Source organism: Deinococcus radiopugnans ATCC 19172, from assembly GCF_006335125.1.
Lineage (GTDB): Bacteria > Deinococcota > Deinococci > Deinococcales > Deinococcaceae > Deinococcus > Deinococcus radiopugnans.
Window position 1 is genome coordinate 16,930 of sequence record NZ_VDMO01000002.1, and the last position, 12,367, is coordinate 29,296.

The following is a 12,367-nucleotide window of genomic DNA, read 5'->3' on the forward strand; positions in this document are numbered from 1 at the left end:
TGACTCCTGCGGCGCGGTTCCCAGTTCTGACCTGAGGTCTGACGCGGGGCCGCGTCCGAATTGAGAGGAGAAGGGTTTTGAAGGGATGGGCGCTCAGGGACGCCTTTTCTCACTGCTCAGTATACTACAGCAGTTGAAATAGGTCAATAAAATTACGTGTAAAACAGAATGGAGCCACAGCGTTTAGAATGTGTTCAAACCGCGTCCTGGCGCGGCTCCTGGCCTCTCGCAAAGCGGTGGTCAGTCTGGGTCAGGAATGGCCGGCCAACCCAACTGCCCGGCGCTGCACCGAACAGCAGAAGGGCCGTGAGAAGACGCGGTGCCCAGCCTTCCTGGAGGTCTGGGCACCGCGTCTTTGGCCGTGAACTCCGGCCCGGACGTTCTACGTGTTACTCGGTGCCGTTGCCGGTGCCCCGGCGGCCCCGGCGGCGGCGGCGGCGCTTGGCATCGTCGCTCTGGGCCGCGCTGGCACCGGCCTGGGCCGACTGCGCGGCGGCAGGCTGGCCCTGGGACTGCTGCGCCGCAGCCGGCCGCTGGCCCTGAGGACGGCCATTCGGGCGGCCTACCGCGCCGCGGTCATTGCCGCCGCGGGTGTGCCCGCGCTCCCCACGCGCGGCGCTGCCCCGGTTGTTGCCGCCGCGCTCCTGCACGCCGCGTCCGCCCCGGTTGAAGTCACGGCGGCCCCCGCCGCCCTCGCCGTCTTCCGGCGGCATGTTCTCCAGCGTCCAGTCGCCGAAGTACATGCGCTGCACGGTGATGTTCACCGGGCGCAGGTGCTCGTTGCGGGGACGCTCCAGCGTGACCACGCGCCGAGCGCCGCGCCGGGGGGCCGGGCCGCCGTGGCCCCCGCCGCCGTTTCCGGCCCCTGCATTGCCACCCTCACCGCCCCCATTGCCGTCCATGCGGACGCCGCCGAAGGTGCGGGGCGGGCCGCCGCTCTGGCCCCGGCCCGCGGCCTGTGCGCCTCGCCCGCGTCCACCCTGGCGGGGGGAGGCCTCGGCAGACGACGACGCGGCGGGGGCCGGATCATCCAGCGTGAACTTGCGCGGCTCGCTCACGGGAACGTTCTGCAATTTCTCGCGCTTTTCCTGCTCGCGGTCCTCACGGCGGCGGGCGCGCGGTTTGACGGGTGAATCCATGTCGTTCTCCTCGTTGAAGTGGCCGGGTTTGTAGTCCGGATCGGTGGGGTCGGCCATCGTGAAATCGGTCTGGCGGGCCAGCGGTTTGACGGTGCTGATGGTGACGTTGACGCTGTCGCCCAGGCGGTAACTCTTGCCCCGGCTGCGGCCCCGCAGCATCTGCGCGTCTTCCAGATACACGTAGTAGTCGTCGTCCAGGTTGCTGATGTGCAGCTTGCCTTCCACGCCGTTGTCGAGCATCACGTACAGCCCGCTGGCGACCACGCCCGACACGTTGCCGGGGAAGGACTCGCCCAGGTGTTCCTGCGCCCACTTGGCCTGGTAGTACTTGGTCAGGTCCCGCTCGGCCTCGGACGCCGTGCGCTCGCGCTCGCTGGTGTGGTCGCCCATGCCCGGCAGGCGGCCCTGAAGCTGCGCCACCTCGCGGTTGCCGGCCTTCAGCTCCCCGCTTAGGATGCCCTTGATGACGCGGTGAACCAGCAGGTCCGGGTAGCGGCGGATCGGCGAGGTGAAGTGCAGGTACTCGTCGAAGGCCAGCCCGAAGTGGCCCAGGTTCTCGCCCGCGTACTTGGCCTGCTGCATGGAGCGCAGCAGCAGCGTGTTGACCACGCTCTCGCGGCCCGTGCCGCGCACTTCCTTCAGGACCGCCTGATACGCCTGCGGTGTGGGTTCGCCGCCGGGGAAGGCGAAACCCAGCCGCCCGATGGCCGCCGTCACGTCCTGAAAGCGTTGCAGCGTGGGTTCCTCGTGGATGCGGAACAGCGCCGGAATCTCGCGCTGGATCAGGAAGTGGGCCACCACCTTGTTCGCCAGCAGCATCAGGTCCTCGATCATGCCGCGCGCGGTTTCCTCGCGGATCGGGATCAGCTCCATGCGGCCGTCCTTACCCACGTCCACCTTGACCTCGCGCAGCTTGAAGTCCAGGCTGCCCTCGCGCAGCCGCTTCTGGCGCAGCTTGGTGGTGATCTTGAGCAGCAGGTGCAGGTCGCCTTCCAGGTTGCGGGCGGCCTCGGGCAGCGTCGCGGTGGCCTCGCTGTAGGCCTGCACCTCGTCGTAGGTCAGCCGCGCCTTGGAGTTGATGACGCTGGGCGCGATCTTGACGTCCAGAATCTCGCCCTCGGCCGACAGCTCGATCAGGGCGGTCAGGGTCAGGCGATCCTGATCCGGCACCAGGCTGCACACGCCGTTGCTGAGGTGCTCGGGCAGCATGGGCAGCACGCGGCCCGGCAGGTACACGCTGGTGGCGCGGGCGTAGGCTTCCTCGTCCAGCGGGGTGCCCTCCTGCACGTAGTGGCTGACGTCCGCGATATGAACGCCCACCACGAAGTTGCCTTCCGGCGTGGGCTGGATGTGGATGGCGTCGTCGAAATCCTTGGCGTCGCGCCCGTCCACCGTGAAGATGTTGTAGTCGCGCAGGTCGAGGCGGCCCCGCAACGCCTCGGCGGGAATCCCGGTGGCAATCGCGTTGGCCTGTTCCAGCACGGGTTCAGGGAAGTCGCCGCGCAGCCCGAACTTGACGATCACGGCCTCGGTCTCGGTGGCAGGATCGTCCTCGGCGCCCAGCACGCGGGTGACCTGGCCGTAGACCTCGTCCTCGCCGGTGTGCTCGGGCCAGAACAGTTCAGTGACCACCCGCGCCCCGGCTGCCAGCCCCTCGATGTTATCGGGGAGAACCAGGATGCGGTGGCGCGCGCGGTGATCGTCGGGGCGCAGGATCGGGTGGCCGTGGCTGTATTCCAGCGTGCCGACCAGCTGTTTGTAGGCGCGCTGGACAAAGCGGACCACGCTGGCGCGCGGGCTGCCGTCCCCCTTCTGGCCGCGCCGGGGGCCGCCGCCGCGCCCACTGTCACCGCGGCCTTCCATGCGCACCAGCACGATGTCGCCGTTCCAGGCCTCCATGGTCTGCTCGGCGGGAATGTAGAAATCCTCGCCGCCGCTGTCGGGCACCACGAAGCCGAAGCCCGCCGCTGACGCCTGGAAGCGCCCGCGCACCAGACTCATCGCCTCGGGCAGGCCGTAGGTCTTCTTGCGGGTGCGGACAACCTGACCTTCTTCGGTCAACACATCCAGCAGGGCTTCCAGCTCGCGCCAGCCGCCGATGCGGTTGATGGCCTGCCGCGTGAAGGTGCGTTCCAAGTCGCGCACATGCACCGGGCGCCCCAGCTTGCGCAGCTGGTTGATCACCAGATCGCGCTCCGGGCTGATGGGCTGGGCGTCCTGCGGCTCGTGCCCGGCCCCGCCTTCTTCTTCCGCCCCGTCCTCGGCCGCCGCTTCCGGCTGTCCCTCAGCGGGGGCCGCCTGGCCTGGAGCCGGCGGGGCCGAAACGGGCGGGGCCGCAGGCTCCTGACTCTGGGCGCGTTTGCTCCGGCCGCCGCGTCCGCGCGGCTTTGGCTTCGGCTGCGTGCCGGACGCCTCCTGCACGGCCAGCACCGAGTCCACCGCCGGAACGGCCTCGGGGGCAGCCACCACCTGCACGGTCTCGGCGGCTTCCGGCGCCACCGCCACCGCTTCCACGCCGCTCAGCACGTCGGGCAGGGACGGTTCCGGCAGGGCCTTCCTGCGGCCCCGCGTCTTCTTGGGGACTTCGAGAATCAGCGGCGCGTCGGCCTGGGCTGTGGCGGCCGGCACGCTTTTGGAGGGCACACTTTCGGGCGGCGCAGTTTCAGCCGGCGCGGTGACGGCTGACGCCGTCTCGGCGGGCGCGGCTTCCGCCTTCCTGGGCTTGCGGCCCCGGCGGGCGGGCCTGGGCGCTTCCGCGTCGGGAGCGGCGTCCGTCCCGGCCTCCACGACCGGGGTGTCCACCACCGGCGGCGCGGCCTGGGCCGGCTGAGGCACGGCGGCCTCCTCCGTGGCCTCCACCTTCACGGCGGCTTTGCGCCCCCGCCGTTTGGGCGCTTCAGCAACGGCGGCCTCAGGCTGGACTTCGGTCTCGGCCGCCGGACTGACCGCGGCCTTGCGCGGTTGCCGGGCCTTTTTAGGCGGCGCGGCCTCCGCAACGGGCGCTGCGCTGAGGGCAGGTGCCTCGGCCACCCCCTCATGTACAGCTTCTTCAGGTACAGCTTCCTCGGCAGGCGCGGCTGCGGACTTGCGGCCCCGGCGTGCGGCCGGCTTCTGCGGGGCCTGTTCCGCCGGGGGCTGAGGAGCCGGGACGGATTCGGCATTGCTGGGTTCGACGGGGGTGGATTCGGCGGCCACCGGCTCAGCGGCCACTTTCGGCTGCGCCCTGGGCCTGCGGGACGTGGTCTTCCTGGTGGGGGCCGTGGGTTGCTCCACGGTCTCCGGCGCGGCATCTGCCGCCATGGGCGCGGCTTTCCGGGGCCGCTGGCCTGTCTTCTTCACTGGCTTTTCGGATCCGGCGCCGGGCTGTGTCTCCTGCGCCGCGTCCTGCTTTTTCACTTTAGGCATTCACGCACCTGGTTACTCAGGACGCGCCCGTGGGGGTTATGTCGTGGGCGCACGCTGATCCGGCCGGTCTTGTGGTCCTGGCGCTGGTCTCGGCGCGCGCGGCCCGCCCACGGGCAACTGGTTATCGCTTCCTCGGGTTTGCGCCTTCTTTGCCACGGCCCACTGCTCGGGGCCAGTCTGGCGGCGCTGTCCTGAAACCCGGCAGCGAGCGCAGCATAACACGGCGCGGCGGAGGCCATTCTCATTCAGCTTGGGGTTGCGTGAAGGGCCGCGGTCCTGGTGCCTCGTCAGGACTGGCGGCGGAACCGGGACAGCCGGCGGCAATTGCCACGCACGCCCGTATGGCCCACCCCGGCGCCGCGCTATGCTGCCGGGCGTGCCGGAGCGCGGGAATCAGGACATGGAAGAACACGGAATGCAGGAGCTGCGGGCGCTGGTCCTGGACCGCCCGGCCTCCGAGGTGCAGGGCATCGAACGCGCCTACGTGTTCGCGCGCGACGCGCACGCCGGGGTCAACCGCAAGAGCGGCGAGCCGTACATCACCCATCCGGTGGCGGTGGCCGTGATCCTGGCGCGGCTGGGCATGGACAGTGACAGCGTGATGGCCGGGCTGCTGCACGCCACGGTGGAAGACGTGGAGAGCGTGACTTTCGAGCAGATCGAGGCGCTGTTCGGACGCGACGTGCGGCGGATCGTGGAGGGCGAGACCAAGGTCAGCAAGCTGAGCAAGCAGGGCTCGCAGTCGGCCACTGTCAGCGACGCCGGGCGCGACCTGCAGGCCGAGAACCTGCGCCAGATGCTGATCGCCATGACCGACGACATCCGCATCATCGTGGTCAAGCTGGCGGACCGGCTGCACAACATGCGGACCCTGGGGAGCATGCGCCCCGACAAGCAGGTCCGGATTGCCCGCGAGACCATGGACATCTTCGCCCCGCTGGCGCACCGCCTCGGCATCGGGCAGATCAAGTGGGAGCTTGAAGACCTGAGCTTCCGCTACCTGCACCCCGACGAGTACGCCTACCTGCAAAGCCGCCTGCAAAGCCGCCAGGACGAGCGTGACGTGCTGATCGGCGAGGCCGTGACGCAGCTCGACGAGGCGCTGCGCGAGGACCTCGAACTGCCCGAGTGGGTCTTGGACATCGACATCTCCGGGCGCAGCAAGCACCTGTGGAGCATCCACTGCAAGATGCAGCGCGAGGGCAAGGGCCTGGAGCAGATCTTCGACCTGCTGGCGATCCGCGTGATCGTGACTCCGCGTGACCTGATCGTGCCGGAAGGCACCGACGAGAAGCGGCGCGAGAAGGCCGAGGCCACCCGCGAAAAACGCATCTGCTACCACACCGTGTCCATCGTGCACAGCATGTGGACGCCGCTGCCGGGGCGCTTCAAGGACTACATCGCGGTGCCCAAGCCCAACGGCTACCAGTCGCTGCACACCACCGTGATCAGCCAGAGCGGGCAGCCCATCGAGGTGCAGATCCGCTCGCGGCGCATGCACGAGGTGGCCGAGTACGGCGTGGCGGCCCACTGGATGTACAAGCAGGGCTCGCAGCTGGCCCAGAAGGACCGCGAGAACTGGATCGCCCAGCTGCGCGAATTGCAGGACGAGATCAACGACGCCAGCGACTACATGGACGCCGTGAAGTCCGACATCCTGGGCCAGCGAGTACGGGTCTTCACGCCGCGCGGGCTGGCGGTCAGCCTGCCGTCGGGCAGCACGCCCATCGACTTTGCCTACCACATCCACACCCGCATCGGCGAGACCACCGTGGGCGCGCGGGTCAACGGCAGCATCGTGCCGCTGGCGCACAAGCTGGGCAACGGCGACATGGTGGAGATCGTGACCAGCAAGAACGGCCACCCCAGCAAGGACTGGCTGAATTTTGCGGTGACCCGCAGCGCCCGCGCCAAGATCCGGCACCACTTCCGGCAGCTGGAGCGCGAGGACGCCCGGCAGCGCGGCCACGACATGCTCGAACGCCACCTGCGCAAACGCCAGCTGCCGGTGCGCCAGCTGATGCGGACCAAGCTGCTGGAAGACGCCGCCCAGAAGCTGCTGAGCACCCGCAACCCCGACGACCTGTACTTCGCGATCAGCGCGGGCAAGCTGACGCCCTCGGCGGTGGGCCGGGTGCTGTCGCCCAGCCTGGCCAGCGAGCAGGGCCAACCCCGCCCACCGTCCAAACGTGCCCCCGTGCCGCGCCCGCCCGAGACCGGCGGCGTGTACGTGGAGGGCTTTACCACCACCACCAAGCTCAGCAACTGCTGCTCTCCCATCCGGGGCGATCAGATCATGGGTTACCTGACGCGCGGGCGGGGCGTGAGCATCCACCGCATCGACTGCCCCAACATGATCCGGCTGCTCAAGGACGAGCCCGAGCGCTGCGTGGCCGCGAGCTGGGACGCGGGCAAGCCGGGCCTGACCCTGGTGGACCTGGACGTGATGGCCGCCGACCGTCACGGCCTGCTGGCCGACGTGCTGGGCGTCCTGAGCGCCGAGAAGCGCAGCCCGCTGAAGGTGGAGGCCAACGTGGATCTGGACGACGTGGCCCACATCCTGCTGCGGCTGGGCGTACGCGGCAACGCGGACCTGGAACACGTGCGCGCCGCCATTGGCCGGGTGGAGGGCGTGACGGCCATCGTGCGGCTGGGCCGGGGCGGCGTCCGCGGACGCAAGGACAGCGGGGCCAGCGCGTGAGCGGGCCAGCGCGGCACCTCAACGTCCCCGTGGCGGCGGCCGGCGCCGCTCCCCTGTTCCGCGCCGTGGCCTGGGGCGTTCCGCTCTTTCTGATTGCGGTGACGTTCGTGCCCGATGAGGACCACACCCCGCTGTCGCAGGGCACCGTCCTCACCCTGGCGCTGGTGATCCTCGCGTGGTTCCAGCTCGCGCCGCGCCGCCTGGCCTACACCCTGACGTCCGACGCCGTGGTGATCCAGCGGATCATCGGTCAGACCCGGATTCTCTACGCAGGCCTGAGCGCCCGCCGCACCTCCGGCGTGCTGGGCATCCGCACCTTCGGGACCGGGCTGCCGGGCTACCTGACCGGGCATTTCACGCTGTCGCGGGATGAACGGGGGGTGGGGCGGGTGCTGGCCGCCGCCGCCAGAGGACGTGATGGTGTGCTGCTGCATTCCGACAATACCGACTACTTTCTGACGCCTGCCGATCCCGCCGCCTTCCTCGCCGAACTGGCGCGGCGCGGCGCACAGGTGACCCCATGACGCTGACCCTGCTGCCCGATCTGGGCGACCTGCTCAGGCTGCACCCGCAGTACAACGCCGGAACCGTGGTGGAACTGCTGCGCCGTCTGGGCGCGGCCGAGGTGCTGTGGGCCAGCGACCTGGACCCGGATCATCCACTGCGCGACGCCCTGCCCGCCGCCCGCATCGCCATCCGGGACGGCTTCACGGCGGACTGGGCCTGGGCCGAAACCGAACACGGGCAGTTGCAGGGTTTTCTCAGCCAGTACCCGCAGGGCCGCGAACGCCTGCGGGAAGCGGCGGGGGCCGAGCGTGACTTTGCCGCGCTGGTGACGACGCCGATGACCGCATTCCAGCTGATGAGCGCCGAGGTGCTGGACGCCGCCCGGGCCTACCACACGGCCACGCAGGCCGCGCTGGACGAGGGACCGGGCACGCACTGGCGCGAAAAACGGCTCTCGGAACTGGCCGCGCGGCTGGCCGGACAATCTGGGGCGGTGATCGCGCCACTCGACGACCTGCCCGGCCTGCTGGATCTGCTGCCGGACGCCCATCTCCCTGACCTGACTGGCTTTGCTCCCGGCGAGACCAGCCGCCTGCGCGCCCTGGCGGACCGCGCGTGGCAGCTGCGCGAGGACGATGACCTGAACGCCCTGCTGGCCGCCCTGGACCGCGAGACGGGCGACGCCGTGACACCGGGGGCCGAGCTGGCCGCCGCCGCCGCCGGCATCTACCTGGCGGTGGGCGATCTGGCGGCGGCCCGCGCCCTGCTGGAACGGGCCGCGCACGCCCTTCAGGGCGATGTGCCGCGCAGCCTGGCCGGCCTGACGCTGGCCCGGCTGGGACAGGTGCGCGACGCCCAGTGGGACCGCGACCTCGCGACGCGCACCTACCGCGCCGTGCTGGCCCTGAACCACGCCCCGGCGGTGGCCCGAAGTGCGGCGGAGGCGGGCCTGCAGGACCCCTTCACCCTGGAGCTGCCCCCCGAGTAGAGGCACGCAGTAACGGCACGCCTGCCGCCCGGCGGACACCCCGCACGGCGGCCTCCTTCCCCCTTTCGGCGGACGCCTTTGCTTTCCGCCCGCCGTACCTTCGGCGCATGATGGTGCGGATGAGGTCAGAGCGGATTCAGGGGGGGCAGCGCGAGGGCGTGCTGGCCGATCTGCTGGACCCCCACACCTACCGCGCGGCGCTGTACATCCTGCTGGCGCTGCCGATGGGCGTGTTCACGGCGGGCCTGATCACGGGCGGCGTGGTGGGCGGGCTGCTGACGCTGGCGCTGCTGATCGGCGCGGCCTTCTTGCTGGGGGCGTTGTGGCTGGTGGGCGGCCTGGGCGACGTGCAGCGGGCGCTGGCCGGGGTGCTGGGCGTGAGCTTCGCGCCGCCGCCCTTGCGCCCCGCCCCGCGCGGCACGCTGGCATGGCTGCGCGGCACGCTGGCGGACCCGCTGACGTACCGCACGCTGCTGTTCCACGTGGTGCAGCTGCCGCTGGCGGTGGTGTGCTGGGTCGTGCTGGGCGGGCTGCTGGCGGCCACGCTGCTGGGGCTGCTCTCACCGCTGTGGGCGCTGGACCCCGCCCAGTTTCCGGTGGTCTGGGGCGAGCTGACCCTGCTGCCCGGCCCGCTGGCCACCGCCGGACTGATCACCGTGGGGCTGGGCGGCCTGCTGGTGCTGGCGGGCGTGCTGAACCTGATGGGCCGCATGTGGACCCGGCTGGCCGTGGCCCTGCTGTCGCGCGACCCCGGCTACGAGGCCGCCCGCCGCGAGGTGGTGGCCCTGCGCCGCGCGGCCGGGCGGGTGGCCCTGGGGGACGATCTGGACGCCACCCTGGCGGACCTGACCGCCCAGGCACGGGCGGCCAGCACGGCGCTGGCGGTGGCGCTGGTGGCGCCGGACGGCACGCTGCGCGCGGTCAGCGGCCCGCTGGGGCCGGGGCTGACTGGCCTCCTGGACCGCCTGCCGTCGCAGGGCGAGGCGGACGTGCGCCTGCTGCAGAACGGCGGCGCACTGGCGACCCTGCCCGTCACGCTCCCTGTCTCGGCGGGGGCGCTGGAGGGCGGCCCGTTGCCCGGCGGCACCCTGCGGGCGCTGTACCCGGCGGGCGTGCGGCCCGGCGCCGACGAGCTGGCCTTTCTCCTGAGCATCGCCGATCACGCCGGGACCGCCCAGCACGCCGCGCAGCTGATCGAGCGGGCCGGAGCGCGGGCCGGAGAACAGGAACGCGCCCGACTGGCCCGCGAGCTGCACGACAGCGTGGCGCAGGCGCTGTACGGCATTTCATTGGGCGCCAAAACGGCCCGCGCCACCCTGGAAAAGGACGTGGACCGTACCCGCGCCAGCCTGGACTACACCATCCGGCTGGCCGAGGGCGGCGTTTCGGAGATGAAGGCGCTGCTGTTCAGCCTGCGCCCCGACGCGCTGGAGGAGGGTGGGCTGGTGGCGGCCCTGGCGCAGCACGCCCACGCGCTGGAAGCCCGCCACGGGCTGACCGTCCACGCCCGGCTGGACTTTGAACCGCCGCTGACCCCCGACGCCCAGGCCGCCGCCTACCGCGTGGCGCAGGAGGCGCTGCACAACGTGGTCAAGCACGCCCGCGCGCACAACGTGTGGCTGGAGGTCGCGCAGGACGGCCCGGCCGTGACGGTCCGCATCCGCGACGACGGGCGGGGCTTCGATCCCTCGGCGGCCGGGCGCGGCACGCTGGGCCAGCGCAGCATGCGCGAGCGGGCGGCGGGGGCGGGCGGCACGCTGCAGGTCAGCAGCGTGGCAGGCCAGGGCACCGACGTGACCCTGCGGCTGCCCGCCGCCTCAGCGGCCGCCGTCCACGCGGCGGAGGTCCGGGCATGACCGTCAGCCCCGGCACCCGCCCGCTGCCCCCGGTGCTGGCCCGCATGGCGCTGGGCCTGCTGCTGGCCGGGGCCGGCGCGCTGCTGGCCTGGCAGGGCGTGACGGTCCGGCCGACGCCCGGCATGGGCACCGAGACCACCGCCGTGAACGTGGCGCTGGACGGTCCCCTGCAGGGCGACCTGGCGCGGACGGCTGTCCTCAACATCGACGGGGACCGCACCAATCTCAGCGTGGGGCCGCTGCCTGCCGGCAGTGCCCTGGCGGTGGGCGGACAGGTCACCCACCGCGCCCGCAATCCGGTGCAGCTCAGCGCCAGCCGCAGCGCCGGGCAGACCGGCACCCAGCTGAACTTCGGCCTGACCATGCGCGTGCAGGCCCTGGAGCGGCCCGGCGTGACCGTCGCCTCGCCTGAACCGCTGCAGCACGTGATCGACCTGAAGGCCAGCCGCAGTCTGCCGCTGACGCTGGGCACCCGCACGCTGAGCGGGGATCAGGCGCTGGACCTTTCGGCGCTGCGGCTGCGTGCGCTGACGGTCCGCAGTGTCAGCGGCGATCAGACTGTAACGCTGCCGGCGCGGGCAGGCGGGCCGTTCGCCCTGGTCAGCACGTCCGGGGACATCGCCGTGACCGCGCCCACCGGCGCCTCCCCCGAGGCCGTGCGCGTCAACACGGTCAGCGGCGACCTGAACCTGAACCTGGCCGGGGCCGCCACCGGCACCCTGGGGGCCGGGAGCGCCGGGGGCGACGTGCGGCTGACCCTGCCGGCCCGTTTCTCACGCGGCACGGTGACCACCGCCAGCGGCGACGTGACGGTGAGCGCGCCGGCCGGCACCCGCGGCAATCTGGACATCCGCACCCAGAGCGGCGAGGTGACCCTGCGCGCCGCCCCTGGCCTGCAGCTGCGCGTGCGCTTCACGGACCGCGAGACCCTCAGCCTGCCCGCCGGTCAGCCGCCCGCCAGCGCCCCCGATCTAGACGTGTTCGTCGATGCGCCGGGGGACCACTTCACCCTCGAACCTCTGCCCTGAACCCCCATTCCACCTGAGCCCCCACCCCAAAGGAGAATCCCCATGTCCACCCCACTGCCGTCCACGCCGCCCGTCCGCGTCCTGCTTGTCGACGACCACGCCGTCGTGCGCCAGGGCCTGCGCCTGTTCCTGGGCCTGGACCCCGACATCGAGGTGGTGGGCGAGGCGGGCAACGGCGAGGAAGCCCTTTCGGAAGCCGAGCGCCTGATGCCCGACGTGGTGGTCATGGACCTGATGATGCCCGTGATGGACGGCATCACCGCCACCCGCGCGCTGCGCCGCGCCCTGCCAGGCACCGAGGTCATCGCCCTGACCAGCACCCTGGAAGAACACAAGGTCAACGGCGCCATCGAGGCCGGGGCCATCTCGTACATGCTCAAGGACGCGTCCAGCGACACGCTGGCCGACGCGATCCACGCCGCCGCACGCGGCGAGGTCCGGCTGCACCCCGAAGCCGCCCGCCGTCTGGTCCGCGACTTCCGCAGCGCGGAGATGCGCGAGACGCTGACCCCCAAGGAGACCATCGTGCTGCAGCTGATTGCGCGGGGCCGCAGCAACCGCGACATTGCCGCCGATCAGGGCGTCAGCGAGGCCACGGTCAAGACGCACGTCTCCCGGCTGCTGAGCAAGCTGGAGCTAGACAGCCGGACGCAGGCGGCGCTGTACGCCCTGAAGCACGGCATTGCCAGTCTGGATGGTGCGGAGGGCTGACGCACAGAATGATTCTCGTCGGCGCCTCGGCC

General features: G+C 71.4%; 7 protein-coding genes. 6 read left to right on the forward strand and 1 reads right to left on the reverse strand.

The features are described 5' to 3' along the window. Positions 1-389: 389 nt before the first annotated feature. Entirely contained in the window at positions 390-4,544 is a 4,155-nt protein-coding gene (gene rnr, locus FHR04_RS20835) for a ribonuclease R (RefSeq protein ID WP_170213815.1), read from the reverse strand. Between the two features lie 415 nt (positions 4,545-4,959). On the opposite strand from rnr, the gene FHR04_RS01545 reads away from it, so the two are divergent. The 6 genes from FHR04_RS01545 to FHR04_RS01570 all read left to right on the forward strand — a co-directional run bounded on the left by FHR04_RS01545 (position 4,960) and on the right by FHR04_RS01570 (position 12,335). Then, positions 4,960-7,245 (forward strand): RelA/SpoT family protein, encoded by a 2,286-nt coding sequence (locus FHR04_RS01545; protein ID WP_170213828.1) that lies wholly within the window; start codon positions 4,960-4,962, stop codon positions 7,243-7,245. Next, on the forward strand, positions 7,242-7,769 hold the full coding sequence (locus tag FHR04_RS01550) for a PH domain-containing protein (protein ID WP_139400283.1): 528 nt from the start codon (positions 7,242-7,244) through the stop codon (positions 7,767-7,769). Before FHR04_RS01545 ends, FHR04_RS01550 begins: the two co-directional genes overlap by 4 nt. Continuing rightward, the gene (locus FHR04_RS01555; protein ID WP_139400285.1) at positions 7,766-8,740 is read left to right on the forward strand and encodes a hypothetical protein; all 975 of its coding nucleotides are present in this window, start codon (positions 7,766-7,768) and stop codon (positions 8,738-8,740) included. Before FHR04_RS01550 ends, FHR04_RS01555 begins: the two co-directional genes overlap by 4 nt. A 107-nt stretch (positions 8,741-8,847) precedes the next feature. Then, a complete protein-coding gene (locus FHR04_RS01560) occupies positions 8,848-10,596 on the forward strand; it encodes a sensor histidine kinase (protein WP_139400287.1) in 1,749 nt (582 codons plus the stop codon). Continuing rightward, positions 10,593-11,624, forward strand: a complete 1,032-nt coding sequence (locus FHR04_RS01565; protein WP_170213816.1) for a DUF4097 family beta strand repeat-containing protein — start codon at positions 10,593-10,595, stop codon at positions 11,622-11,624. The genes FHR04_RS01560 and FHR04_RS01565 overlap by 4 nt, the downstream gene beginning before the upstream one ends. A 42-nt stretch (positions 11,625-11,666) precedes the next feature. Then, positions 11,667-12,335: a response regulator gene (locus tag FHR04_RS01570; RefSeq protein WP_039685107.1), complete on the forward strand. Its 669-nt coding sequence runs from the start codon at positions 11,667-11,669 to the stop codon at positions 12,333-12,335. Positions 12,336-12,367 lie beyond the last annotated feature (32 nt).